25 protein-coding genes are annotated in these 24689 nt (G+C 59.2%); 12 read left to right on the top strand and 13 right to left on the bottom strand.

Translation table 11 applies throughout. The annotated features are described in order from the left end of the window. Position 1: 1 nt before the first annotated feature. The 8 genes from dnaB to QP904_RS10830 all read right to left on the bottom strand — a co-directional run bounded on the left by dnaB (position 2) and on the right by QP904_RS10830 (position 7727). Positions 2-1432 carry a replicative DNA helicase gene (gene dnaB, locus QP904_RS10865; RefSeq protein ID WP_023020131.1) on the bottom strand — a complete coding sequence of 477 codons (1431 nt, stop codon included), beginning with the start codon at positions 1430-1432 and terminating at the stop codon, positions 2-4. Between the two features lie 467 nt (positions 1433-1899). Further along, complete coding sequence (gene rplI / locus QP904_RS10860; RefSeq protein ID WP_023020132.1) at positions 1900-2352, bottom strand: 50S ribosomal protein L9; 453 nt, start codon at positions 2350-2352, stop codon at positions 1900-1902. Between the two features lie 48 nt (positions 2353-2400). Then, positions 2401-2952 (bottom strand): single-stranded DNA-binding protein, encoded by a 552-nt coding sequence (locus QP904_RS10855; protein WP_086588342.1) that lies wholly within the window; start codon positions 2950-2952, stop codon positions 2401-2403. Between the two features lie 49 nt (positions 2953-3001). Further along, positions 3002-3292: a 30S ribosomal protein S6 gene (gene rpsF, locus QP904_RS10850; protein ID WP_023020134.1), complete on the bottom strand. Its 291-nt coding sequence runs from the start codon at positions 3290-3292 to the stop codon at positions 3002-3004. A 122-nt stretch (positions 3293-3414) separates the two neighbouring features. Further along, positions 3415-3603 carry a hypothetical protein gene (locus QP904_RS10845; protein ID WP_023020135.1) on the bottom strand — a complete coding sequence of 63 codons (189 nt, stop codon included), beginning with the start codon at positions 3601-3603 and terminating at the stop codon, positions 3415-3417. Further along, the gene (locus tag QP904_RS10840; protein ID WP_284836062.1) at positions 3600-4997 is read right to left on the bottom strand and encodes a glycosyltransferase family 87 protein; all 1398 of its coding nucleotides are present in this window, start codon (positions 4995-4997) and stop codon (positions 3600-3602) included. The genes QP904_RS10845 and QP904_RS10840 overlap by 4 nt, the downstream gene beginning before the upstream one ends. A gap of 6 nt (positions 4998-5003) precedes the next feature. After that, positions 5004-7274: a transglycosylase domain-containing protein gene (locus QP904_RS10835; protein WP_284836061.1), complete on the bottom strand. Its 2271-nt coding sequence runs from the start codon at positions 7272-7274 to the stop codon at positions 5004-5006. Positions 7275-7349: 75 nt separating this feature from the next. Beyond that, complete coding sequence (locus QP904_RS10830; RefSeq protein WP_034655603.1) at positions 7350-7727, bottom strand: DUF5318 family protein; 378 nt, start codon at positions 7725-7727, stop codon at positions 7350-7352. A gap of 118 nt (positions 7728-7845) precedes the next feature. Here QP904_RS10830 and QP904_RS10825 point away from each other — a divergent pair, with 118 nt between their 5' ends. The 6 genes from QP904_RS10825 (at position 7846) to QP904_RS10800 (ending at position 13664) form a co-directional block, all read left to right on the top strand. Further along, on the top strand, positions 7846-8934 hold the full coding sequence (locus QP904_RS10825) for an inositol-3-phosphate synthase (protein ID WP_023020139.1): 1089 nt from the start codon (positions 7846-7848) through the stop codon (positions 8932-8934). A gap of 54 nt (positions 8935-8988) precedes the next feature. Continuing rightward, on the top strand, positions 8989-9489 hold the full coding sequence (locus tag QP904_RS10820; protein WP_049359192.1) for a MarR family winged helix-turn-helix transcriptional regulator: 501 nt from the start codon (positions 8989-8991) through the stop codon (positions 9487-9489). Between the two features lie 89 nt (positions 9490-9578). Next, positions 9579-10550, top strand: a complete 972-nt coding sequence (locus QP904_RS10815) for a universal stress protein (RefSeq protein WP_284836060.1) — start codon at positions 9579-9581, stop codon at positions 10548-10550. A gap of 9 nt (positions 10551-10559) precedes the next feature. Further along, positions 10560-11042 (top strand): hypothetical protein, encoded by a 483-nt coding sequence (locus QP904_RS10810; RefSeq protein WP_023020142.1) that lies wholly within the window; start codon positions 10560-10562, stop codon positions 11040-11042. Positions 11043-11061: 19 nt separating this feature from the next. Then, positions 11062-12921, top strand: coding sequence for a chorismate-binding protein (locus QP904_RS10805; RefSeq protein ID WP_284836059.1), 1860 nt, complete (start codon positions 11062-11064; stop codon positions 12919-12921). Then, a complete protein-coding gene (locus tag QP904_RS10800; protein ID WP_284836058.1) occupies positions 12912-13664 on the top strand; it encodes an aminotransferase class IV in 753 nt (250 codons plus the stop codon). Before QP904_RS10805 ends, QP904_RS10800 begins: the two co-directional genes overlap by 10 nt. On the opposite strand, the gene trhO is transcribed toward QP904_RS10800, so the two are convergent. Together trhO and QP904_RS10790 are read right to left on the bottom strand one after the other, a co-directional pair. Beyond that, positions 13661-14596 carry an oxygen-dependent tRNA uridine(34) hydroxylase TrhO gene (gene trhO / locus QP904_RS10795; RefSeq protein WP_005326978.1) on the bottom strand — a complete coding sequence of 312 codons (936 nt, stop codon included), beginning with the start codon at positions 14594-14596 and terminating at the stop codon, positions 13661-13663. The genes QP904_RS10800 and trhO overlap by 4 nt on opposite strands. A 112-nt stretch (positions 14597-14708) precedes the next feature. Continuing rightward, the gene (locus QP904_RS10790) at positions 14709-16205 is read right to left on the bottom strand and encodes a DUF1846 domain-containing protein (protein WP_023020147.1); all 1497 of its coding nucleotides are present in this window, start codon (positions 16203-16205) and stop codon (positions 14709-14711) included. 127 nt (positions 16206-16332) lie between these two features. Between QP904_RS10790 and QP904_RS10785 the strand changes: the two genes are divergently transcribed. Then, positions 16333-17148 carry an Fpg/Nei family DNA glycosylase gene (locus QP904_RS10785; RefSeq protein ID WP_284836057.1) on the top strand — a complete coding sequence of 272 codons (816 nt, stop codon included), beginning with the start codon at positions 16333-16335 and terminating at the stop codon, positions 17146-17148. 18 nt (positions 17149-17166) lie between these two features. Then, a complete protein-coding gene (locus tag QP904_RS10780; protein WP_023020149.1) occupies positions 17167-18744 on the top strand; it encodes a bifunctional ADP-dependent NAD(P)H-hydrate dehydratase/NAD(P)H-hydrate epimerase in 1578 nt (525 codons plus the stop codon). Here the strand turns inward: QP904_RS10780 and QP904_RS10775 are convergent. Together QP904_RS10775 and QP904_RS10770 are read right to left on the bottom strand one after the other, a co-directional pair. Next, positions 18741-19382, bottom strand: coding sequence for an ABC transporter ATP-binding protein (locus QP904_RS10775; protein WP_284836056.1), 642 nt, complete (start codon positions 19380-19382; stop codon positions 18741-18743). The two genes, QP904_RS10780 and QP904_RS10775, sit on opposite strands and share 4 nt — an antisense overlap. A 1-nt stretch (position 19383) precedes the next feature. Further along, entirely contained in the window at positions 19384-20367 is a 984-nt protein-coding gene (locus QP904_RS10770; RefSeq protein WP_259825423.1) for an ABC transporter permease, read from the bottom strand. A 153-nt stretch (positions 20368-20520) separates the two neighbouring features. On the opposite strand from QP904_RS10770, the gene QP904_RS10765 reads away from it, so the two are divergent. From QP904_RS10765 to QP904_RS10750, 4 genes are all read left to right on the top strand, one after another. Continuing rightward, entirely contained in the window at positions 20521-21621 is a 1101-nt protein-coding gene (locus QP904_RS10765; protein ID WP_284836055.1) for a sensor histidine kinase, read from the top strand. Further along, on the top strand, positions 21614-22231 hold the full coding sequence (locus QP904_RS10760; protein ID WP_284836054.1) for a response regulator: 618 nt from the start codon (positions 21614-21616) through the stop codon (positions 22229-22231). Before QP904_RS10765 ends, QP904_RS10760 begins: the two co-directional genes overlap by 8 nt. Further along, on the top strand, positions 22231-23205 hold the full coding sequence (locus tag QP904_RS10755) for an NAD(P)-binding domain-containing protein (protein WP_284836053.1): 975 nt from the start codon (positions 22231-22233) through the stop codon (positions 23203-23205). The genes QP904_RS10760 and QP904_RS10755 overlap by 1 nt, the downstream gene beginning before the upstream one ends. An 82-nt stretch (positions 23206-23287) precedes the next feature. Next, positions 23288-24037 (top strand): Rossmann-like domain-containing protein, encoded by a 750-nt coding sequence (locus tag QP904_RS10750; protein ID WP_284836052.1) that lies wholly within the window; start codon positions 23288-23290, stop codon positions 24035-24037. On the opposite strand, the gene QP904_RS10745 is transcribed toward QP904_RS10750, so the two are convergent. Further along, on the bottom strand, positions 24034-24624 hold the full coding sequence (locus QP904_RS10745; RefSeq protein ID WP_284836051.1) for a VanZ family protein: 591 nt from the start codon (positions 24622-24624) through the stop codon (positions 24034-24036). The two genes, QP904_RS10750 and QP904_RS10745, sit on opposite strands and share 4 nt — an antisense overlap. Between the last annotated feature and the right edge of the window lie 65 nt (positions 24625-24689).

The raw sequence follows: 24689 nt of genomic DNA, 5'->3' as shown, positions 1-24689 counted from the left end.
TTTATCCGTGGGCCATATTGACGAACTTGGAGTAGTGCAGCTGGTGTGCCACCTGCACGGTATCGATTGGACCGCCACGGTGCTTGGCTAGGATAATATCCGCCTCGCCGGCGCGCTCATTATCGCGATCCTGGGAGTCAGGACGGTACAGCAGCATGACCATATCGGCGTCCTGCTCCAAGGAGCCGGACTCACGGAGGTCAGCAAGCTGCGGCTTTTTATCAGTACGCGCCTCGGGTCCACGGTTCAGCTGCGAAATTGCGATGAGAGGAACCTCTAGCTCCTTGGCCAAAAGCTTGAGCTGGCGGGAGAATTCGGAAACCTCTTGCTGGCGGGACTCAACCTTTTTACCCGAAGACATCAGCTGCAGGTAGTCCAAGACGATCAAATCCAGCCCGTGCTGCTGCTTTAGGCGGCGAGCCTTGGAACGAATCTCCATCATCGTCAGGTTTGGAGAGTCATCAATAAACAGCGGGGCGTCTTGCACTCGGTTGAGGGTCTCATCAATTTTCGCCCAGTCCTCGGTGGAGACACGGCCGCCGCGCATATCGGCCAGCTTGACTTCTGATTCCGCCGAGAGCAGGCGCATGACAATCTCCGAGGCTGACATCTCGAGGGAGAAGATTACCGAGGACTTACCATGCTGCAAGGAGCAGGACCGCATGAAATCCATGGCTAGGGTCGATTTACCCACACCGGGACGAGCAGCGACGATGACCATCTGGCCCGCGTGGAGACCGTTAGTCAGCTTATCTAGATCGATAAAACCAGTTGGCACGCCTAGTTCCACACCGCCGGCTTGCTGCAGTGCTGCCAGCTCATCAATGGTGGGGTCAATGAGGTCACCCAAGACTCGGTAATCTTCCGCAGTTTTGCGCTGGGCGACGGCGAAGACTTCCTGCTGGGCGCGGTCCAGGACGGACTCGATCTCTGCATCCTCGGTGCCGGAAAATCCTAGCTGTACTACGCGGGTGCCGGCATCAACCAGCTTGCGCAACACGGCCTTCTCCGCCACGATCTCTGCGTAATAGCGGGCATTTGCCGCCGTCGGCACCGTGGCCAGCAGCGTGTGCAGATAGGGGGCGCCACCAACGCGTTCGAGGTTATTAAAGCGATCCAGCTGAGAGGCCAAAATGACAGCATCGACGTCTTTACCCTCAGAATAAAGGTCCAGCATGGCGCGGTAGATCAGGGTATGGGCCGGATAGTAAAAGTCCTCCGGTTCCAGTTCCTCAATGACTTCCATCACCGTATGGGGACTCAGCAGCATTGCGCCTAGGACGCCCTGCTCCGCCTCCCGGTCTGCGGGGGGCTGGCGGAATTCTCCATAGCGCTTTGGCTCTTCCTGCTGAAAGCGACGGCGTGGGGCCGGTTCCTCCTCGGGCGGCGGCTCCGGCGGCAGGTGTTCATCGTCAAAGCTGGCGTTGGTCATGTCTTCCCCCTTGTAGCTATTCGAGCGAGCAAGCGTAACGGAATTTCAGTTTAGTCTAGCGCCGGGACACTACCCCCTGGGTATAAAGCCGGAAGTTATCCACAGGATGGTGTGGAAATTGCTGGTCGCGGCATACTCGGGCCGCAATTGCCCTGCATATGCTTGTGGATAACTCAAAACCTCCATGACCTGCACACATCATATCCCCTGCTCACGACGGGTTTTCGCAGATGTGAAAAGTGGCACATTAACAGTGGATAAGGGCCCTGACCTGCGGGTTAATAAAGCAACCGAGGTGTAAACGCAAAGTTAATGAGCTGGAGAGTTATCCACAGATTTCCACAGTTATCCACAAGCCGGTGAAAACGCGCTAAAGGCCCCAAGAGCCTGCCACCTCACATAGCAGGAACTTGAGGCCTAAAGCGTTGCTGTTGTCTTTGGGTCTATATGGACCGTCGTGCGCCTAGTTAGGCAGCAACGACCGAGAAGTTCACCTTGCCGATAACATCAGCGTGCAGCTTCAGCTCGACCTGGTAGTTGCCGGTCTTCTTGACCAGGCCCTTTGGAAGCACAACAATGCGCTTATCCAGCTTTGGGCCACCGGCCTTGGAGACGGCGTTGACAATGTCTTCTGCTTTAACGGAACCGAAGAGCTTACCGGATTCGGAGGTCTTAACCTCTACCTTGACATCCGTCAGCTGCTCGAGCTGGTTGCGGACCTCACGTGCGTGATCCAGGTCGCGAATCTCGCGAGCTTCCTGGGCGCGCTTGATGCCCTCAATCTGCTTCTCTGCGCCGCGGGTAGCCACGATAGCCAGGCCGCGAGGAAGCAGGTAGTTACGTCCGTAGCCGTCCTTAACCTCAACAATTTCGCCAGCGGCGCCGAGGTTCTCAACGGCAGCGGTGAGGATCAGCTTCATGATCCCTGCCTTTCAATTGAGTTAGTTGAATAGTTGCGGGTGACAGACTTAGAACGGAGGTTCAGAATCAGCGCCTCCGAAACCACCAGCTGGTGGCGCGGAGTTCCACGGATCCTCAGAAGGAGCCTGGTTCTGCTGCTGCGGCTGCTGTTGCTGGCCGCCTCCAAAACCGCCCTGATTATTGTTATTCGAGCGCTGCTGGCCGCCGCCGCTAAAGTTATTGCCGCCCTCACGTGGATTGCGGTTTACCTGTGCGGTGGCGTAGCGCAGAGACGGGCCGACTTCGTCGACGTCAATCTCGAATACGGTGCGGTTTTCACCCTCGCGGGTCTGGAAGGAACGCTGCTTCAAGCGTCCGGTAACGATGACGCGCATGCCCTTAGACAGGGTTTCGGCGACGTTTTCTGCCGCCTGACGCCATACGTTGCAGGTCAGGAACATAGCTTCGCCGTCTTCCCACTGGTTCGTCTGCGAGTTATAGCGACGAGGGGTGGAGGCGACGCGGAAGTTAGCTACTGCCGCACCCGCCGGGGTGAAGCGCAGCTCGGGGTCAGCAACGATGTTGCCTACCACCGTGATATTGGTATCTCCCTGTGCCATGTCTTTACTCCTTATCGGTTACGTGGATTGTGCTTGATCCCAGTATCCGTTACTTGCTGTCGGTGCGCAGAACCTTGGTACGCAGGATGGTGTCGTTCAGGTTCAGACGGCGGTCGAGCTCGGCAACCGAAGTGTGCTCGCACTCCAGGTTGACGACGGCATAAATGCCCTCTTCCTTCTTGTTGATGGGGTATGCAAGACGACGCTTGCCCCATACATCAAGGTTCTCAACCTTGCCGCCATCCTGGCGGACGATTTCGAGGAACTTATCCAGGGACGGGGTTACGGTGCGCTCATCCTGATTAGGATCCAGAATGATCATGACTTCGTAGTGACGCACGGACCTCATCACCTCCTATGGTCTAGTAGTTTTCGGCTGCATCACCTTTGCGGATGCAGCAGGAGGGTACGTTGCGTCAAGCAACCCCACTACAGTACCGCAAGTGACCGGCGAAAAGAAATCTAACCGGTGGTAGTTGCGGCGAAAAACACAGCGGCTGTCGCCGGAATGATGGTGAGGAAAAGGATAGCCAAGATCCCTAAAACGATGGGCCCGCGCCGATCCTCGCGGTTATGAAACAGCCAAAAGGCACCCATCACGCAGAGAAAGCCTAAGAAGATGGAGGCCATCCCGATATAGGTAACAATCATGCGAATGCTCCTGCCAAAGGATCACTGCCACCATGCGCATCGCGCACCTTATCCGTGACCTTCCCACACATCTGGCGAATGATAAATACAGCCATGGCGATAATGAGGGCATCGCGGGAAATAACGGCGACGTCAAGAAGCTCGTGCGGAATGCCCTTATTGTCTGTTCCCAGCATGTGCCACATCAATAGGGGCCATACCAGGGCGTCGACAAGCGCCCAGCTAAAGACCAGACGCCAGCGCGGCAACGCCAGAGCTGCGGGGACCACCAGCCACAGCGAATACTGCGGCGACCACACCTTGTTGACCAATAAAAAGGCAGCCACGATGAGGTAGACCAGCTCTGCCATGCGCGGGGTTCGCGCGCTGCGCAGACCCAGCCCCGCAATTGCTGCGCAAAGAGCCAAAAAAGCCACCAAGCTGAAGGTATTGAGAAACTCTGGGCTAAAACTCATGCCGGTATTGCGGCTGAGCACTGAGTAGATGGTGGTCCACTCCGCACCGCGCTCTTGGTTGAGGCGGAAAAATTCTCGCCACGCATCCGGGTATTTCATTGCCACCGGCGCGTTGACCGCAAGCCAAGCTACGGACGCGCCAAGTAAGGCTAGGAAAAATTGCGACCAACGGCGGTTGCGCACCGCCAAGACCAAGAATGCCCCCAAGATGAAGACCGGCCATAGCTTGAAAGAGGTGCCAAGGCCGATAAGGACACCTGCTACCACCGGCCGCTTGCGCGCGGCGGCCAGAAGCGCGCCTACGGCAAAGGCGATGGAGGGGATATCCCAGTTGCTAAAGGCGTGAATGATGATAAGGGGGCTGGCCGCTACGAGGATGGTGTCCCACGTGCGATTGCCTACCAACAGGTAGACCATATAAAGCACGCCGACCCAGATACAGGACATGACCAGGGCGGTGAGGCCGAAGTACCAACCGGCCTCCGGGATTCCGGCCCACTCCACAAGGGAATAGGTATTGCGGGCGATCCACCCCATCATTCCTTGGAATAAGCCCGCGAGGACCGGGTATTCCATATAGCGGGTCAGGTCGCCCTCCTGCCAAGAATAGGCATAGGGGAAGCCGCCTTCATCGAGGCCACGGCCGCCGTAGAGCGGGATGATGTCGTTATAGCAGAAAGAGGTGTACTGGCGGTTTGCTGCCCAATTCAAGCTCATAACCCCGTCATCACCGCGGGTACCGCCGGCACAATTGGCTTTGGAGAGGAATCCGCAAGCCAGAAATACCCAACCGACGGCGATGATGGCGCGCAGCGGGGTCCACCATTGAGTGGGGCGAACGCCGGCAAAACGGCCCATTGGCCCGCCGAGGAATTCAATTACTCCGCGGGCCAACGGCTCTGAGGAGACGGGAATGCGCTGGTGCGAATTCACTGTCACTGCCGCCTACCCTAGAAGGTCTGCCAGGTCGCTATTCGGACCAATGAGGTCATCTAAGGACGGAGCCTCTTGCTGGGCCGGTGCTTGGTTGTTGTTGCCATTGTTGCCATTGTTGCCATTGTTGCCATTGTTGCCATTGTTGCCACGGTTGCCACGCTGTGGACTTGGCGCTGGCTTCGGGCTCTCCGGCTTCTCTTGTGGCTGGACCGGCTTGGTCTCTTCTTCCGGCGCAGCCTGCTGCTCTGGAGCCTCGTAGTTTTGCGTATCGCCAGCGCCGCTATCCCAGCTCTGGTCATAGGCCGGGGCGGCCGTTCCGGCGCCCATATTGCCGAATCCCAGTGGATAGGCGGCCGGGAAGTTTTGGAATTCGGAGTTGGCCAGGGAGTTATCCAGCACGGCCTTCCAAATCTTGGTCGGCGCGCCCGCGCCGTACATGATGCCACCGTACTGATCGAAAATGGCGGAGGTGTTATCTGCGGTACCTACCCACACGGCAGTGGCCAGCTGCGGGGTGGCACCAACCATCCAGGCATCCTTGTTATTTCCGGTATCGCCCATCTGGGTCGTACCGGTCTTAGAGGCAGAAGCGCGGCCGCCCGCAAGGGCGCCATTGGACCACGCGGCTACCGGCTCCATGGCCTCGAGGACGTTATTGGCCACATTGGACGATACGCGGCGCTCGCCTTCATCTTCAGGGTGCTCGTACAGCACTTCGCCGGCGGCGTTTTCTACGCGCTGCACAAAGTGGGGATTATGCCACACACCCTGGTTAGCCAGGGTGGACATCGCGGTAGCCATATCGAGCGGGCGGGACTGGTACTGACCCAGGACGATGCCCTCGAATGGCTGCTTGCCCTTTTCCGTCAGCGTCTTCTCAATGCCCGGCAGGGACTTAGCCACACCCAGGGCATGCGCCATATCCGCGGTGTCCTGCGTACCGTTCTTCAGGTCCGCCTGCAGGCGCAGGAAGGAGGTATTCAGGGACTGCTTGGTAGCCTCGCGCAGGTTGCATACGCCGCAGCCACCGCCCACGTTGGTAACCACATCGGATCCCGGCAGCTGATAAGGAGCAGAAGAGTAATTAGTATCCAGGCTAATTCCCTGCTGCAGGGCAGCTGCTAGGGCCATGATCTTGAAAGTCGAACCGGTCTGCAGCGGGGAGTTGGCGTAATCCCAACCATTGGAATCGTGGCCACCGAAGTACCCGCGGACCGCACCGGTCTTTGGGTCGATGGTGACGGAAGCCGCACGTGCATCTTCCTGCAGGGGAGCCATCTGCTCATCGACTGCCTGGATGGTGTTGTTCTGCACGTTCATATCAATGGTGGTGGTAATGCGCAGACCACCGGTGGACACCTCGTTTTCGGTGATGCCTACCTCTTCCAGCTCACGGATGACCTGATCTTTGATGTGACCGTTGGCGCCCGGGGCCTCGGTATAAGCCGAGTACTCGGTTGGGTCGCGGGTCTCCGGGAAAGTCATCCCATCGCGCTGTTCTTGGGTGAGGTCACCCATGCCCACGAGGCCATCTAGGACGTAGTTCCAGCGGTCCTCGGAGCCCTCTTGGTTCACGCGGGGGTCGAGTCCGGACGGGGACTGGATGAGGCCGGCGAGCATGGCGCCTTCCTCCGGGGTGAGGTCCTTGGCGTCCTTATTAAAGTAGGCGTTGGATGCGGCCTGAATGCCGTAGGCATTGCGTCCGAAGTACACGGTGTTGAGGTAGGCGTTGAGAATATCCTTCTTTTCCCACTCATTGGTCATTTTCACCGAGTAGATAAGCTCGCGAATCTTGCGCACATAGGAGTACTCATTACCCACCAGCGTGTTCTTCACATACTGCTGGGTAATGGTGGAACCGCCACCAGCATCAGCGTTGCCGGTTACCTTACCCACCACGGCGCGGCCGAGGCCGGTGAAGGAGAAGCCGGAGTTATCCCAGAAATCGCGGTCCTCCGCGGCAAGCACGGAGTCCTGCACATAGTCCGGGATCTCATCCAGGTTTACGTGGGTACGGTTGCCTTCCGGCGGCACCAAACGGGCGAGCTGGGTCTGGTTATCGCCCGCGTAAATGGTGGAGACTTGGTTATTGGCCAGGTCCTTGGGCTCCGGAACGGTGTATTGCGAGTACGCATAGGCAAAAAGTCCTGCGGGCAATGCCACAAAGACCAGTAGGAACGCCAAAACGACCCACGGCCAGATGCGGCGTTTCTTTTTCGCCTGCTTTTTGCTGGGGCGAGCCACCTTAGTGGACTTGCCGGTAGATTCCTTCTCGGTCACTGATTCGTGTCCTCATTCATCCCTGATCACAAACTAAATAATTGCAGCTTACTGCCTAAGGCGGTGCGCCGGAAACTAACACGCGTTAAAAGCAGTAGCAGAACGCAACAAGTGGTTCCACCGGCACTGGCGACATACCTCCACCTCGTGCACCGTAAACTCCAAGCCCTCGGCTACAAATTCCGCTATTTCTTTATCACTACGGGCGCTCCCAGCACGCCGGCCGAGGTTCTCTCCATAGACCCAGCGGGTAAGCCGCAAAGGCTCGCCGCACACTGGGCATTCTTTATCCATGGTGCGCCCGTGGTGCTCAGCTGCGGCGCGCAGCAGAAAATCGGCATCGCATACCTCTTCCCGTGTGAGCTGCCCGGCGCGAAATTCGCGCAGATGGTGGGCGCGTTCCCACTCGTGGGAGAGCACATGCTTATAGGCAACGGAATTCACCCGGATCATCCTAATTACCTCTTCTTGATCGATCCACATGGTGTTATGCCACCGCAGGGCATAATTTTCGGCTTAGTCTTGCGCAGTCACTGACAACCACAATTCATGGATATAAAAGGAGTAAACCTTGTCCGAGAAGGTAAAGGTCGCCATCGTGGGCGTCGGCAATTGCGCCACGTCCCTCATTGAAGGCGTGGAGTTTTATCGCAACGCCGCTGCCGATGCAGATATTCCCGGTTTGATGCACACCCAGTTTGGCCCGTATCACGTCGGCGACGTGGAATTTGTTGCCGCTTTCGACGTGGATGCGGACAAAGTGGGCAAGGACCTTGCGGAGGCCACGCGCAGCTCCCGCAATTGCACCATTTCTATTACCGACGTCCCGAACCTGGGCGTTACCGTGCAGCGCGGGCCTACCCTGGATGGCTTGGGCCGTTACTACCAAGAGTCCATTGCGGAATCAGAAGCCCCGCTTGCCGACGTCCCCGCTGTCCTTCGCGAATCCGGCGCCGACGTCGTAGTTTCCTACCTGCCGGTGGGCTCCGAAGATGCGGATAAGTTCTACGCGCAAGCGGCCATCGATGCCGGTTGCGCCTTCGTCAATGCCCTGCCGGTCTTTATTGCCTCTGATCCAGAATGGGCGAAGAAGTTTGAAGACGCCGGGCTGCCCATTGTGGGCGATGATATTAAATCCCAGGTAGGTGCCACCATTACGCACCGCGTCATGGCAAAACTCTTCGAGGACCGCGGCGTGCGCTTGGAGCGCACCATGCAGCTCAATGTGGGCGGCAATATGGACTTTAAGAATATGCTCGAACGCGAGCGCCTCGAATCAAAGAAGATTTCCAAAACGCAGGCCGTCACCTCTAACCTGCACAACTCGCCTATCGCCGGCAAGCGCGAGGACCGCAATGTTCACATCGGCCCTTCGGATTATGTGGAATGGCTCGATGACCGCAAATGGGCCTATGTCCGTTTGGAAGGATCTGCCTTCGGCGAAGTCCCGCTGAACTTGGAGTACAAGCTGGAGGTCTGGGACTCACCTAACTCTGCCGGCATCATCATTGATGCCGTGCGCGCCGCCAAGATTGCCCTCGACCGCGGGGTTGCCGGCCCAGTACTGCCTGCCTCGTCCTACCTGATGAAGTCCCCGCCGGTGCAAAAGGCCGATGACGTGGCACGCGCCGAGCTGGAAGATTTTATTGCCGGAAGCTAACTTTTTAACTTCCAAACTACCGCGCAGAGAAAACGAGCTATACAATCGTTTTCTATGACGCAGCAACATGAGGAGAAGGGCCCCGCTCAATCCCCGTCTACATACGAGGATGCCGTCGAGGTCGCGCGTTCCATCCAACCGGCGCTCAATAAGCTCATCCTTATTTTCCAGCGCACGGCAGAGGGCTCTTCTTTGACCACCTCCCAGGTATCCATCATGAACCAGCTGCGTATGCGGGGTCCATCACGCGTATCCACCATCGCGCAGGCAGAGCTTATCCGCATGCCCACCGCCTCTAATGCGCTCTATCAGCTAGAGCGCCGCGGCTACGTAGAACGCCACCGCGATGAGGAAGACCGCCGCGGTGTCCTGGTAGCGCTGACGCAATTGGGCGAATCTGAACTCGCCATCGTTTCACAGCAGCGCGCCTCGGCCTTGGCAGAAATCATGCGGTGGCTAGAGCCTGAAGATTTGGATACCGCGAATGAAGTAGCCACTGTCATCTCCAAGCTTGCAGATGTCTATCGCCCCACAATGAACGGCGAACAGCGCTAGTTTTACCCGCGGTAATTTCATTTTTCTCCGGCTTAACGTGATAATTGAGGGAAGCGAAATAACCGTAACCGTTCACTAGTTCATATCGTATGGCAACTGATATTTCCGATGGGCATCTCCCAGCCTTGAGCAAAGGCTCGGCCGAAAAGCCACTTCGCATCCTTATTTCTTGGAGCCCCTCTTCCTCCGGCACCGAGGCACTCGAGTGTGCCGCGTGGCTTTCCCGTACCGCTGATATCCAGGTACGCGTCATCTCTACCGTATTCCAGCCGTGGACTACTACTTCTCTCAGCAAACTGGGCGGAAAATATAAAAAATGGTTTAAAGAACAAAAGGAGGCTTGTGCCGCTGCTACCCGTGCCGCCCTCGATGAGGCCGGCGTGCCGCGTAGCTGCTGGGATGAGAAACCCTCCCTATTGGTCGACGGCCCTTCGCGCCCCCATCTGCTGACGGAAATGGCCAAGAAGTTCGAGGCAGACCTCATCATTTTGGGGCCCAACCAGGCCGCGCCCAAGGGGCGTTTCTTCGCCGGCTCTACGGCCGATACCTTGCTGCATTATTCTCCTCAACCATTGGGCTTGGTGCCTCGCAAGGTAAAGCTATCCAAGCACGGCGTCACCCGCTTTAACTTTGCCATTACTGAACGCAGCCCGCGCGAAGATCATGAGATGCTCGCCGCAGCCGAGCTTGCCAATCGCTGGAACCTGCCGCTGCGCCTGCTGGCTTTCTCGGCAAAGGGCTTGCTCAGTACCCCGTCGAAGGATAAGCACGATATGGCGCTCGAGCTGGCGGCGGAGTGGCTCGAGGATTCCCTTGCCATGCTGGATCGCGCCCGCGATTGCATCCAGGAGAAATTCCCAGAGCTGGATGTCACCTCTGAAATTGGTTCCGGTGCCGGCTGGGGCGGCGCAGTGGATTCGCTCAAGTGGAAAAAGGGCGATCTCATGCTTATGGCCTCCACCCCGCAAGGCCCCATCGCCCGCGTTTTCTTGGGTTCTACTGCCACGGAGCTGCTGCCGCATATTCGGGTGCCCATCTTGGTCCACCCAGCCTGCGGTTAGGATTGGGGTATGAGCCAGCGACCAGAGCATCCCGAAAACGATCTGACATCCGATGCTGACTATGCCAATCTGCGCCGCCCAGAACCGCAGAGTTTCGATGAGCTGGCCGATGAGCCGGATCCTTTAGAGATTGCCGCTGCTAACCGCCGCTCTACCCGGCAAGCCGTCTGGTACATGCTCGCAGTCCTTGTCATCTCCGCGCTCTATGGCTTCGCGGTCGCGCTCGCCGCTAGGCTTTTGGGCGGTCCTTTATGCGAAGATGGCACCGCTACGTGGCTCTGCACCGATGGGCAGCGCACCTTCTTTAGCCTGACCACCCCGATCATTCCCTTCTTCGGCATGATTGGCTGCGCCATCATCATGGTGCGCAAGCTACACCGCTATCTGCGCTGGCGGAGTTGGATGGCCATTTTCTGGGTGATGGCCTGCAATTTCATGCTCTGGACCATTACCGATATCCAGCTATTTCTCATGGACTCGGCTGCCGCCTAGAAAACTTCCCCCCCTCCCGATGATCCTCCTGCTTGATAATTACGATTCTTATACCTTCAACCTGGCTCACCTCATTGCAGAGGTAGACGGCCGTCACCCACTCGTTATTGCTGCCGGCGAGGCGGAAGGTCTGGCCGAGCGCGTCCGTGCCGGCGAATTTTCTCATGTGGTGATTTCTCCCGGTCCGGGCACGCCTGAGCGGGAGGAGGACTTCGGTGCTGCCCGAGCCATCATCACCGCCGCAGCAGCGGCCGAGATTCCGGTGCTGGGCGTATGCCTCGGCCACCAAGGGCTGGGCCTGTTGGCCGGCGCTCAGGTTTCTCGTGCGCCACAACCGCGCCACGGTTTTGTCTCCACTATTAGCCACTCGGGCGAGGGCATCTTTGCCGGAATCCCGCAAAATTTCGAGGTAGTGCGCTACCACTCCTTGCAGATTGACGAGGTCCCCGGTATCACCGTTCATGCCCGTAGCGAGGATGGCGTCATTCAAGCGCTCAAGGTCGATGGTTTGCCTCACTGGGGCGTGCAATTCCACCCGGAGTCGGTGCTTACCCAGCACGGCCGGGATATTATGCGCAACTTCCTGGGTGGGTTCCGCCTGCTCCACCGCGAGGTTCCCGGCGCGGTGGACTGCCCGCGGGTCTTTGCTACCCTGCGCGCCGAAGGAAAAGATGCCTTCTTCCTCGACTCCGCGGATCCGCGCGGGCGCTACTCCATCCTCGGAGATACTGCCGGCACGTTGAGTCGTTCTTTCCGCTATCGGCTTGGTGACGCCCCCGATATCCTTGCCCTCTTGGACCGCGAGCTCGCCACACGCATCATCAATGCACCGGACCTCCCCTTTACCGGCGGGCTCATCGGCTACCTAGGCTATGAGTGCACCCAGCTCACCCTGCCCATTGTGTTAAGCCACCGCTCCCCTTACCCAGATGCTTATTTTGTGCGGCCGCAGTCTTTTATGGTCTATGACCACCAGGAAGAAACAGCGCATCTGTGCTGCCTGGCTGGCGACGGCGCCGAGCAACTGCTGGACCGATTAGAAGCAGCCTTGAACACGGAGGAAAAGCAGTCCAAGGAGCAGGGCCGCGGGGCGTCGCTAAGCGCAGGCGCCTGGCGCAGCCCCGGCTACCTGGAGCGGATTAAGCGCGCTCAGGAGTTCCTGCACACCGGGGAGAGCTACGAAGTCTGCCTGACCGATACCTATTCGGCCGGGGCCGAGGGGGAGCTGTATCCCCAACTGCGCTCACACAATCCCGCTCCCTATGCCGCGCACCTCGTCTTCGATGGCGTGGAAGTCTGCAGCGCCTCGCCTGAGCGCTTCCTCACCGTGCGCGGCCGTGAGGTGGAGGCCAAACCGATTAAGGGCACTATCTCCGCCGAGCAAGATCCCGCATTGCTGACCACGGACCCGAAGACGCGCGCCGAAAACCTCATGATCGTCGACCTGCTGCGCAATGACCTTTCCCGGGTATGCGAGCCCGGAACCGTGCGCGTACCGAAGTTGATGCAGGTAGAAAGCTATGCCACGGTTCATCAATTGGTGTCCACCATTACCGGAGCGCTGCGCGCCAATGCCACTGCGGTCGATGCCCTCCGCGCCACCTTTCCTCCCGGCTCGATGACGGGCGCGCCAAAGCTGCGCACCTGCGAAATCATCGATCAGCTCGAGACCGGCCCGCGCGGGGTCTACTCCGGCGTGGTGGGCTACTTGGGCTTTGATGGACAAGCCGATCTCAGCGTGGTCATCCGCACGGCCGTACGCGCGGGCGGCGAGGTCACTATCGGGGCCGGCGGGGCCATCGTTTTGGATTCGGATCCGGCCGCCGAGCTAGCAGAGCGCAACCTTAAGGCGCAGTCCGTATTAGGGGCATGGCAGTGAGTACCTATCTCTGGCACGAGGGCGGCTTTATTCCCAGCCAACCCCATCCCGGTCCCTTTGACGTTGCGGATTCTTGGCGGATGCTTGGCGACGCCCACTCAAGCGCCCTTCGCCTTCACCTCCGGCGCTTCGAGTCGGTGGCGGGGCCGCTTCCCGCTGGGTTCGTGCCTGCGATGCTGCAGCGCTTCGCCCCCGGCGATCTTTTTCCCCGCATCTCGCTAGCTGCAGGACAACTGCGCCTTGATATTCGCCCCGCACCCCCAGCACGCCCAGTCACCCGGCTAACCTATGCGCAGGCACCCGACCCGCGCTCGCAGCCTTTGGTCAAGGGCCCCGATTTCCCGGCACTGGCACGCTACCGCGCCGAATACCAGGACGACGGTGCCGATGACACCGTCATTGTGGATTCCTCCGGTGCCATGCTGGAGACCACCACCGGCGCGCTCGTCGCCTGGGACGGGGAGACTCTTGTGCTCCCCACCGGGACGGCGCTGCCCAGCATCACGCTGCACCAGGTCACCCAGCGCGCCGCGGCCCTAGGCATACGGACCGAAACAAGACCGCTCACCCCGGAGCTCGCCACCGCATGCCCCCTGTGGTTCCTCAACTCGCTGCACGGAATCAGCCCGGTGACCGAACTATACACACCTACCGGCATCGTCTATCCGCCCTGCAACCCGCACACCGCCACGTGGCAACAGTGGTGGTGGGACTCCTTCCACAAGGAAACGGCGCGCGACTAGCTCTCCTGCTTGGCTAGCTGCGCTGCCACCTCGGCGCAATCTGGCCGGCCGCAGTGCTGCGTTTCTACATGTTGGATGCAGTCATCACAGATGAGCACCTGCTGGCGACAGGTATCTTCATTGATGCAATTGTGGAAGGTATTCGTGCCTTTGCCACAGTGCACGCAATGGCCCAGCTGGATAAAGCCTGGGTCCTGGAGCCCTTGGCCAAACTCGTGATGCATGCGCTTATCAAAGACATACATTGAGCCTTCCCACAGGCCATCATTGCCGTACTTTTCGCCATAGCGCACGATGCCGCCATCGATCTGGTAGACCTCTTTGAAACCACGATTCTTCATCAACGAAGACAGGATTTCGCAGCGAATACCGCCGGTGCAATAGGATACCACCGGCTTATCCTTCATCCAGTCGTACTTGCCCGATTCAATTTCCTCGATGAAGTCATGCGTGGTTTTTACATCGGGAACGACGGCATTTTTAAACTTGCCAATCTCTGCCTCCATGGCGTTGCGCCCATCAAAGAAGACGACTTCCTCGCCACGTTCTTCTACTAGTTTATTAACCTCTTCTGGCTTGAGGTGCACGCCGCCACCGACGACGCCGTTTTCATCCACCTTCAGCTCGCCCGGCGCGCCAAAGGCCACGATTTCATCGCGCACCTTGACCGAAAGGCGCGGGAAGTCATCCGCTCCGCCCTCGGACCACTTGAACTGCATGCGCTTAAAGCCTGGGTATTCCTTGGTCTGGCGGACGTAGCGCTTGCAGGCTTCCATATCGCCACCTACGGTGCCGTTGATGCCGTGCTCAGAGATGAGGATGCGGCCCTTGAGACCCAGGGACTCGCACAGGGTGCGCTGCCACAGCATGATTGCGGTGGGATCTTCGATGGGGGTAAAGCAGTAATACAGGAGAACTTTGCCAATAGTCACGCCCCAATCTTAGGCCCGCAGCTGGGTAGATCCCCAATCTTGTAGTTGTTCTTTATAAGACTGCGGCCCCTCCAGCACGGGCTGAAAGGGCCGCCCTTCTAATAGGCAGAACCTAGCGCTTCTGGTACAGCGCTTTCTTGCGGGCAAAGACGGGATCAGAGGTCACGAGCACGCCCAAATTGCGGAAGATTCCCTCGTCCACCGAACCCAGGATGGTGGTGGTGTGAACATCGCACCCGGCAAGCTCCTTGATCTGCTCCAGCGCCTTGCGGGCATTATCATCCTTAGCGGCAGACACGGACAGGGCGATGAGCACCTCGTCGGTATGCAGGCGTGGATTCTTGGAACCCAGGTGCTTGGTCTTAAGCGTTTGAATCGGCTCGATGGATTCGGGCGAAAGCAGATGGATATCGTCATCGATGCCCGCCAGGTGCTTCAGCGCGTTGAGCAGCATCGCCGCCGAGCAGCCCAGCAGAGGCGCGGTGCGGCCGGTGATCATGGTGCCGTCGTGCAGCTGCATAGCAGAGGCAGGCTCGCCGGTTTCTTCCGCACGTTGGCGCGCGGGCGCCACCACGGGGCGATCTTCGACCTTGATGCCGGCCTTGGCCATGATGACCGCGGCACGCTCAGATTGTTCGGTCCCCAAGCCAGCGCGGGCCTCTTCCACCTGAGCCTTAAAGTAGCGGCGGATGATTTCTTGCTGGGCGGCGGCGCGGCACACGGCGTCATCAGTAATGCAGAACCCAGCCATGTTCACGCCCATGTCCGTGGGAGACTCATACGGGGTGGTGCCGGTGAGCTTTTCCAACAAGGTGCGCAGCAGCGGGAATGCTTCCACATCACGGTTGTAGTTCACGGTGGATTCACCGTGGGCGGACAGATGGAAGTGGTCAATAATATTGGAATCGTTGAGGTCCACCGTGGCGGCCTCATAGGCCAAGTTCACGGGGTGTTCAAGGGGGAGATTCCAGATAGGGAAAGTTTCAAACTTAGCGTAGCCAGCATTATTGCCGCGCTGGTGCTCGTGGTAAACCTGCGAGAGCGCAGTGGCCAGCTTGCCGGAGCCAGGGCCCGGCGCGGTGACAACGACAAGATCGCGGGAGGTTTCCGCAAACTCATTGCGGCCAAAACCCTCTTCGGACACGATAAGGTCCGTATTGGTGGGGTACCCAGGGATAACGCGGTGGCGGGCCACCTTGAGGCCAAGGCGCTCTGCCTTTTCGATGAAGGCCTCGGCCTGGGAGTTTCCCTCCTCCAGCTGGGTCATGACGATGTTTTCCACCAAGAATCCGCGGCTACGGAATACATCTACAAGGCGCAGCAGGTCATCTTCGTAGAGGATGCCTAGGTCGGCGCGTACCTTCTGGCGGGAGATGTCCTTGGCATTGATGCAAATGAGGATCTCTACGTCCTCTTTGATGCGCTCCAGCATCGCGATTTTATTGTCCGGGGTGAAACCCGGCAGCACGCGGGAGGCATGCATATCGTCAAAAAGTTTGCCGCCCATCTCCAAGTAGAGTTTGCCGCCAATTTCCTCGCGGCGGGCGTGAATGTGCTTTGACTGCAGCTCGATATATTTCTCGCGGTCAAAGCCGATTTTGTGCGTCATGATTTGAAAGCCTTCCCCTGAGTTAAATCATTCCGCATTTCGAGTTTACGCTATTGTCACCTCCCAAATAAGTGGGCTGGTTAGCGGCAGGTTTGGCCGAAAATTCTTCCCGATTAGACTGGCTTCTATGCCTGAAGGTCACGTCATCCACCGCCTAGCCAATAAATTCAACGCGGATTGTCGCGGCATGCCGCTGCGCGTGACCAGCCCGCAGGGGCGCTTCGCGGCGGAGGCAGAGATTCTCGATGGCGAGCGCATCGAGTTGGCCGAGACCTACGGTAAACATCTTTTTGTACACTTCACCACTCCGGATCCGTGCCATATCCTCTATATTCACTTAGGGCTCATCGGCAAGCTGCGCTTCGAGCCCCGTGAGGAGACCGGCGGACAGATTCGGGTGCGCATTGATAATGGTACCGAGGCCGCCAACCTGCGCGGACCCCAATTTTGCCGCTTGCTTACAGAAGAGGAGTACCGCGCACAACTGGCCAAGGTAGGCCAGGATCCGCTGCGCCCAGACGCCGATGTGGAGGCTTTATGGGCCAAGGTGCACAAATCGCGGCGCAGCATTGGCTCGCTCATGATGGACCAGCACCTCTATGCCGGCGTGGGCAATATCTACCGCGCGGAAACCCTTTTTCGCCATGGCCTCTCCCCTTTCCTGCCTGGCCGCGACGTTTCCCGTGAAACCTTTGACGCCACGTGGATCGACCTAGTGGATCTGATGGAGTACGGGGTGGAACACGGCCGCATTGATACGGTGCGGCCCGAGCATTCCCCCGAAGCCATGGGGCGCGAACCGCGTAAAGACGACCATGGCGGGGAGGTTTATGTCTATCGTCGCGCCGGTTTGCCCTGCTATGTCTGCGGCACCCCAGTGGCGGAAAGAGTCATGGAGGGACGCAACCTATTCTGGTGTCCGACCTGCCAGCCGGCTCCTTAAAGGCCTATTCTGGCGGGCATGCGATATGCCTATAGCGTTGCTGCCGTCCGTGCGGCGGAGCATTCCCTTCTAGCCCAGCAAAACGTTGACGATGAGCTCATGCGCTTGGCCGCGCGCGGCGTAGCAGCCACGGCCGCAGCCATGCTCGGCCCTGGGCGGCGAGTGAGTATCCTCGTCGGCCCAGGCGGCAATGGCGGCGATGGCCTCTACGCTGGCGCTTTCCTGGCGGAAGATGGTTATTCAGTCGAGGCCATCCTCGCGGCGGATAGCGCCCACGAACCCGCACTGCAGGCGTTTACCGCGGCCGGCGGGGCCATTGTGCACAGTCTGGAGGATGCCGATCTGCTTATCGACGCCGTCGCCGGCCTCTCCTCCACCCGCGGCCTTTCCGGTGCCCCGCTCAGCGCCTATGCCGAAGCCAAAAAGCGTGGAGTTCCAGTATTAGCGGTGGATATTCCCTCCGGAATTAACGCCGATACCGGTGTGGCTGCGACCGATGCGGTGGAAGCGGACGTGACCATTAGCTTTGGCTGGGCCCGCGCCGGACACGTCTGTGCCCCAGAATGCGGCGCGGTGGTGCTCTGCGATCTCCTCTTGCCAGGCGCGCCGCGCTCTTTTGCAGAAGAGCTGTCTGCCACCGCAGAACCGGTGGGCCATATCGCCAATGAACCCACCATCCCCTTGCCCTATCAGTGGCCAACCGAGCCGGTACTCACGGGTGACCAAGGCCTGGTTACCGCCCCAAAGCCGGTGGGCTGCACGGGGCCAATTCTGGATCCGACGCCGGGGGCAAAAAGCACCAAGTACACCGGTGGGGTTACCGCGGTATGCGCTGGCAGCACTACCTTTCCCGGCGCGGGCATACTCGCCGCCACGGGCGCGGTGCGGGCCACCCCCTCCATGGTCCGCGTCGTAGGAAATGACTCTGTGGTCGCAAGCCTGCCGGAGGTAGTGCCCCATGCAAGCGCCGAAGAAAAGGTCCATGCTCAAGCCTGGGTAGTAGGCCCAGGGCGAGGCACCGGGCCGAAAGCGGAAGCGGAATTGCGAAGCGTGTTAGCACGCAAGCTTCCTACAGTTATCGATGCGGATGCGCTCACGGTGCTCGCAACAAATGAGGATCTGCGCGAACTTGTGCGCGATCATCCTTGCACGGTTCTTACCCCGCATGCCGGGGAATTTGAGCGGCTCTATACGGCTACGCTTGGCCGCGCACTCGATCTTTCGGAGGGCTTAGGCGTACGCCTACAGGAGCTTGCCGCGTCGCTCGACTGCTTTATCCTGCACAAAGGCCGGATCACCACGGTCACGGCTCCCGGGCAGGAAATTTATGGCATGAACGCGGGGCACTCCTATGCAGCTACCGCCGGATCCGGTGACGTGCTTTCTGGCATCCTCGGCGCCACGCTAGCCCAGCTGAATTTTGCTGAGGTAGATGCGAAGGGGATCATTGCGGAGATTTTGCACGCCGCAGCCATACACCAACACGCTGCCGCTATTGCCGCCCACACCCCAGACGGCTTTGGGATTTGCTCTGCCTCCCAGATTGCCGCGGCGGTGCCTCAAGCAATCGCAAGGTTGCTGGTGATGCGGCGTTAGCTGAGCGCGGAAACTTTTTCCTGCTCGGAAACGTGGCCGTCTTTGACCTCAACCACGCGGTCAGCGAAGGTCAGCAGGGATCGGTCGTGGGTCACCAGCACGGTGGCGGTATTCATCTCCTGGGTAACATCGCGCAAAAGGCGGATGATCTCCTGGGAAAGATGAGAATCGAGCGCAGAGGTGGGCTCATCCGCTAAGAGCAGGTCTGGCTGCTCCATGAGCGCACGGGCAATATTGACCCGCTGGCGCTGGCCGCCAGACATCTGGCCCATGCGGCGGTTTCCCATACCTGCCAGGCCCACAAAATCCAATAGCTCATCGGCGCGCTGTGGGCGCAGCTTGCGGCCAGCGATGTGATCCATAATCAATAGTTGGTCGCGCACATTGAGCGAGGACAGCAAGTTGGCCTGCTGAAAGATGATGGACCGGGTGCCATCTACCTGTACGGAACCAGAATCCGGGGTAATAAGCCCAGCGGCTACGGATAGTAGCGTGGATTTACCAGAACCGGACTCACCCACGATGGCGGTCAGGGTATTGGATTCGGCCTTGAGGGAGGCGTCGGCAAGCGCGGTAGTGGTTGTCTCGCCGTCCTGGTAGGTCACGGTGGCATTGCGAATATCAAGAATGGTGGACATGTTAAGCGTTTCCTCCAAGTGCATCGAGTGGGTTGGCTTTAGCTACGCGGCGGGTAGCGACGAGGGCGCCGGCCATACCGAGGACCCAAATACCAACCGCAGGAACGGCAATGCTGCGCAAAGAGACATCGAAAGGAACGGTGCCGGAGGCGAGCGCGCCGAGCGCCCACCCAACGACAGCGCCCAGGATGGTGCCGGCAGCCAAGATGATGGCGGCTTGTGCCAGGGCATCGCGCAGCAGGTAGCGCACGGTGGCGCCCAGCGCGCGCAAAATAGACAGGTCGCGGGTGCGCTGAATGGTCCATACGGTCAAGAAAGCGACGGTGACTAGCGCGGAGATGCCGTACAAGAAGCCCTGCATGGTAAGCAGCGAGCCGCGTTCAGACTGATAGCCCGCTAGACCGGTGAAGGACTTGGACACCTTGACGGAGCCGGGAACCTCATGCTTATACAGTGCGGCGGTGCCCACCACGCCCTTCGGGGCGTGGCTAATCTGCTGCCAAGACTCGGTGGAAGCCCATACCACCGCAGAGTGGGAGTACATGGTCTCCGGGACGGTGCCCTCCACCGAGAAGTCGGTGCCGCCTAGGGTGACGGTTTCGGCCGCATCAATGGAATCTGGCAGGAGCACGCCCTGCTCTGGGATGGTCTTATCGGTGCCCGGAACCTGGGTGCCGGCCGGCAAGCTGAGGACGGCAACGCCGCCGTGACCCTCCAGCTTGGTCTGCGCCGCGCCGAGGGGAATACCGTCGCTGGCGATATCGCCGGCATGCATCTCGGACTCGCTGAAGGAGGGATCCTCGGTGGAGAAGGAAATATACGGGTACTTCTTTTCTAGGGACTCCAAAGCGGAAGTATTTTGCTTGGAAAGGCCCTCCGTTAGGCCGGAGAGCATCACGAGCAAAAGGGTGATGAGTGCAACCGTGCCGCCAATGAGCGCGAAGCGGCCGCGCGCTGTGGTGATTTCTCTGATTGCTAGAAACATACTTCTATATTCGATTTATGCAGGTCAGAAGTAATCGGCCAGCTCGCTGAACCTCTAGTCAACCAAGTGGTTGATTCACTGTCCACCCATGCGCGGATATCCTGGGTGGTTGTGTTTAAAGGACAAAAGTTATGGGTCTATGGTTTGCACGCCATGTTCGCGTTTCTACTGGTCTTCGGCGTAGCGCGCGCCTACGTGGATGACCGGCTCGATGCCCGCGTTATTGGCTTAGCCATCGCACTCGCCGTGGTGTATGCCGCACAACGCTGGTTGCCAACATGGCTGTGGCTGGGTGGACTTTGCCTCCTGTGGCTGGGCTTGATGGTCCATGCGCAGGATTTCATGTGGCTGGAGTTCCCGCTTATTTTTGTCTTTCTGCGCGCCTTGCCCACCGTGCCTGGGCTGGTCTCCATCGCGATATTGTGGGCGGCTGCCGCTTTCATCCCCGCCTGGCTACATCCTGAGGGCTGGTCCATCGCGGCGGCGGTAGGACCGCTAATCGGTACCGCCTTTGCGGCCACGGTCTTTTTCATACAGCGGCGGCTGCAGGCGGAGGCGGCGCACCATAGGGACATCGCCAAGCAGCTGCGCGAAACCCAGGCCGAGCTAGCCGCAAGCGAGCACCAAGCCGGCCGGCTGGAGGAGCGCGAGCGGCTCTCTCGCGAGATTCACGACACCGTCGCACAAGGTCTCAGTTCTATTCTGCTGCTCTCCCGTGCGGCCCGCGGCACCACTGATCCAGCAACCAAAGAGGAACAGCTGGAAATTATCGAGGAAGTCGCCAGCGAGAATCTCGCCGAGGCCCGCCGCTTTGTCCGGGAGCTCGCCGGCCCCGATGAGCGGCTGGAAACCCAGCTCAATTCCCTGCTATCCCAGATGCGCAGCCGCGTGAAAGCCTTGGGGGAAGATACCACCTTTGAACTGGTGGTCTCCGGCAGCGGCAAGGTGCCTGCCCAGATCAAAAAGGTCATTGTGCGGGCCGCGCAGGAGGGTCTCAATAACGTCATCAAACACGCCCACGCCTCGCGCGCAGTGGTCACGCTCGGACTTTTCGAAGATGCTGTCACCCTGGACGTTGTTGATAATGGATGCGGCGTAACCGCCTCCTCTAGCAGGGATAATAAGGATCATGGCTTCGGGCTTACCGGCCTGCGCGACCGCGTGGAGAGCGTGGGCGGCACTATGAACCTAGAATCGGGCGAAGGCACCGCCCTGGCCGTCCGTATCCCGCTGAAGGAGCGAAGCAATGGTTAATGTCATGCTGATTGATGATCACCCAGTGGTCCGCGCCGGCCTGCGCGCCATTCTCAATACCTTCTCCGATGTCGAGGTAGTAATGGAGGGCTCCACCGGCGCGGATGTGGATAAGCTTTTTACTTCGGATGCCCCGCAGGTAGACGCTGTAGTCTGCGATATCCAGATGCCCGACGTGGATGGCATCGCAGCCACCAAGCGCGTAGTAGACGCCGGCGGCCCACCCGTGCTCATCTTGACCACCTATGACACGCAGGCCGATATCCTCGCCGCCGTGGAAGCCGGCGCGATGGGCTACCTGCTCAAGGACTCCCCCGAGCAGGCGTTGCACGAAGCCGTCCTCAATACCGCCGCGCACCGCCGCACCCTAGCGCCGGAGGTTGTGGATCTCCTCGCTCAGAGAGTGGGCCGACCGCAAGAATCACTGTCCACCCGCGAACTGGAAATCCTCCGGGCGCTATCTAGCGGTTCCTCTAATAAGGAGCTAGCCAAGCAGCTGTTCATTTCCGAGGCCACGGTCAAGACCCACCTCATCCATATTTTCCAAAAGTTGGGCGTGGAAACCCGCACCGCCGCGGTGACCGTGGCACGAGAGAGAAAGCTTATTTGATGCTGGACTGCATAGTCATTGGTGCCGGCCAGGCAGGCCTCGCGGTGGGTTATTACCTGCGCAAGAAGGGCCTAGATTTTGTCCTTCTGGATGCAGAATCCGGTCCTGGCGCAGCCTGGCGCCATACCTGGCCCTCCCTGACGCTTTTTAGCAATGCGGCCTCTTCCAACCTGCCGGGATGGCCCATGCCCCACTACGAGGGCTTTCCACCAGCTAGCCACGTTATTGATTATTTTGCCCGTTATGAACAGCGTTATGCACTGCCCATTCGCCGCCCAGTCCGAGTGGATGAGGTGACCCATGACGGCGCGTGCTTCCACGTTTATGCGGGGGAAGAGCATCTCACCTCGCGCACGGTCGTAGCGGCAACGGGCACGTGGTCTGCTCCTTTTATCCCCTACTACCCCGGTACTTTTGGTGGAAGGCAATGGCATTCCGCCTTCTATCCAGGCCCCACGGACTTTGCCGGATCTACCGTGGCGGTCGTGGGCGCGGCCAATTCCGGTGCCCAAATCGCGGCCGAGCTCCTGCTGTCTGGCGTAGAGACAACCTGGTACACCCGCAGCTCCCCGCGGTGGATGCCCGATGATGTTGACGGCCGCGTGCTCTTTCAGCGCAATCGCGCCCGCCTCAACGCGCTGCTGCGCGGCGAACCAGACCCCGGCGCGGATTCGAACCTGGGCGATATCGTGATGGTCCCACCTGTCCAGCGGGCGCGGGATTCTGGGCTTTTGCAGGCCACTCCCATGTTTTCTTCTCTTGCTGAAGTCAACGCGGACCATCTCATCTGGTGCACCGGTTTCCGGCCTGCCCTCCGGCCTATCCGCGGGCTCCTTGATGGTACCTCCCCCACCGTCGACGGTCTCTTCCTCGTAGGCTACGGCACCTGGACCGGACCCGGCTCCGCGACCATTACTGGGGTAAGCCCCTTTGCTAGGCAGACCGCGCAAGCCGTTGCGAATATATGTGACTAAAGCTATAGGGTGCTCCCCACCCATTCGACTAAACTGCCTCCTCACAAGCAGTGCCAAACGATAAGGAAAAGCTGGTTTATTCATGTCCGCCTGGGATCTCTACGATGACCTCATCGATGCCATTCCCCGTGACATAGTGGTCTCCCGCGCCGCCCAAAACCCGCGGTGGACCCGCGTTTACACCGAAAGTCCTAGCTGCGGCGTGGCCATGACCATGTCAGCAACCTCCCGCCCCGCCCAGATGAGCGCTGAGTACTCCGGCGTTCCCTTACGTGCCATCGCACAGCTGGCCAAGAGTTGGAATTTCTCAGAGGCGTCCTTCGGCATGGCTGCGCTCAATTCCTATTACGCCACGCCTTCCGTAGCCGATGAACATGGCTTTGCGCTTGCCGACGCCCCCTGGCCCCACATCTTCGATCCCTTCCGCGAAGACGTCGCGGGTAAGAAGGTCGCCGTCATTGGCCACTTCCCTTTTGCGCCTAAGGCGCTCAACCAAGCGGCGGATTTTTATATGCTAGAGCGTTCGCTCAATGAGGGCGACTACCCCGATTCCGCCGCCGAGTACATACTGCCCGAGTGCGATTATGTCTTCATTACCGGCTCCGCCTTTGTTAATAAGACCGCTCCCCGCCTGCTCGAGCTCTCCCGCGAGTCCATCAATGTAGTCTTGGGGCCCTCAACGCCTCTGGCCCCTATTCTCCTTCAGGACTACGGAGTATCACAGGTCACCGGCATAGTTCCCACCGACGCCGCCGGTATGTTTGAGTGCCTCGAAGAGGGAGATTCCCTCGATATGTTTAATTTCGGGCACCGCGTCAGCCTGGGTACTTAGACAATTACTCCGGCCACAATCGCGGCGGCGAGGGCACCCAAGCCCAATGCGGCCATCCAGCCGATAGCGCGGACGGCGCGCAGCTGCGCCTTTGCGCTCTTGCGGCTAACTAGGAACGCGCCCAAGGACGCTCCAAGGGTATTGAAAACCACATCGTCGACATCGCTGAAGCCTAGTGAGAATACATATTGGGTAGTTTCGATGCCCAAGCTGAGCGCCATCGCTAGAACGATGGTTCCGCCACGGCCAAAGCGGACGTGGCGCGAATGTTGCCCCATCACTACCAAGCACGCGCCAAGTGGGAAAAAGAGCGCTATATTGCCCAAGGTATTGGTCCACGGTCCCCACCACGGATGAGGGTTATTAAAGCCGTTGAACATTTGCAGATCCAGGCTGCGGCGGGCATGTGCAGAGGCATCGAGCACGCCGGGAATATCAATAAACGGCTTGCCCACTGTAGCTACGGCAATAGCCACCACAACGACCACGCAGGCAACGCCAGCACTGCGCCACAACGTGCGCTTGGAAGGCGCGCCTTGCGCCCTTACCTGGTGCGAAGTGCGGGTGGATCCAGAGGTCGTCGTCATAATGCCCAAGTTAACAAGCCTGTCTGAAAAATTCCCGGGAGATTCGCTGTCGAATCCCTGCATCA

Source organism: Corynebacterium nasorum (assembly GCF_030229765.1).
Lineage (GTDB): Bacteria > Actinomycetota > Actinomycetes > Mycobacteriales > Mycobacteriaceae > Corynebacterium > Corynebacterium kefirresidentii.
The sequence above is the reverse complement of the archived record's forward strand: the minus strand, read 5'-3'. Positions and strand labels throughout refer to the sequence as shown.

Excerpts from the sequence above, each read along its gene's own strand:
- dnaB (WP_023020131.1), bottom strand. The coding sequence starts at position 1,432 with ATGACCAACGCCAGCTTTGACGATGAACACCTGCCGCCGGAGCCGCCG.
- rplI (WP_023020132.1), bottom strand. The coding sequence starts at position 2,352 with ATGAAGCTGATCCTCACCGCTGCCGTTGAGAACCTCGGCGCCGCTGGC.
- QP904_RS10855 (WP_086588342.1), bottom strand. The coding sequence starts at position 2,952 with ATGGCACAGGGAGATACCAATATCACGGTGGTAGGCAACATCGTTGCT.
- QP904_RS10845 (WP_023020135.1), bottom strand. The coding sequence starts at position 3,603 with ATGATTGTTACCTATATCGGGATGGCCTCCATCTTCTTAGGCTTTCTC.
- QP904_RS10830 (WP_034655603.1), bottom strand. The coding sequence starts at position 7,727 with ATGATCCGGGTGAATTCCGTTGCCTATAAGCATGTGCTCTCCCACGAG.
- QP904_RS10820 (WP_049359192.1), top strand. The coding sequence starts at position 8,989 with ATGACGCAGCAACATGAGGAGAAGGGCCCCGCTCAATCCCCGTCTACA.
- QP904_RS10815 (WP_284836060.1), top strand. The coding sequence starts at position 9,579 with ATGGCAACTGATATTTCCGATGGGCATCTCCCAGCCTTGAGCAAAGGC.
- QP904_RS10810 (WP_023020142.1), top strand. The coding sequence starts at position 10,560 with ATGAGCCAGCGACCAGAGCATCCCGAAAACGATCTGACATCCGATGCT.
- QP904_RS10805 (WP_284836059.1), top strand. The coding sequence starts at position 11,062 with ATGATCCTCCTGCTTGATAATTACGATTCTTATACCTTCAACCTGGCT.
- QP904_RS10800 (WP_284836058.1), top strand. The coding sequence starts at position 12,912 with ATGGCAGTGAGTACCTATCTCTGGCACGAGGGCGGCTTTATTCCCAGC.
- QP904_RS10790 (WP_023020147.1), bottom strand. The coding sequence starts at position 16,205 with ATGACGCACAAAATCGGCTTTGACCGCGAGAAATATATCGAGCTGCAG.
- QP904_RS10785 (WP_284836057.1), top strand. The coding sequence starts at position 16,333 with ATGCCTGAAGGTCACGTCATCCACCGCCTAGCCAATAAATTCAACGCG.
- QP904_RS10780 (WP_023020149.1), top strand. The coding sequence starts at position 17,167 with ATGCGATATGCCTATAGCGTTGCTGCCGTCCGTGCGGCGGAGCATTCC.
- QP904_RS10775 (WP_284836056.1), bottom strand. The coding sequence starts at position 19,382 with ATGTCCACCATTCTTGATATTCGCAATGCCACCGTGACCTACCAGGAC.
- QP904_RS10770 (WP_259825423.1), bottom strand. The coding sequence starts at position 20,367 with ATGTTTCTAGCAATCAGAGAAATCACCACAGCGCGCGGCCGCTTCGCG.
- QP904_RS10765 (WP_284836055.1), top strand. The coding sequence starts at position 20,521 with ATGTTCGCGTTTCTACTGGTCTTCGGCGTAGCGCGCGCCTACGTGGAT.
- QP904_RS10760 (WP_284836054.1), top strand. The coding sequence starts at position 21,614 with ATGGTTAATGTCATGCTGATTGATGATCACCCAGTGGTCCGCGCCGGC.
- QP904_RS10755 (WP_284836053.1), top strand. The coding sequence starts at position 22,231 with ATGCTGGACTGCATAGTCATTGGTGCCGGCCAGGCAGGCCTCGCGGTG.
- QP904_RS10750 (WP_284836052.1), top strand. The coding sequence starts at position 23,288 with ATGTCCGCCTGGGATCTCTACGATGACCTCATCGATGCCATTCCCCGT.
- QP904_RS10745 (WP_284836051.1), bottom strand. The coding sequence starts at position 24,624 with ATGACGACGACCTCTGGATCCACCCGCACTTCGCACCAGGTAAGGGCG.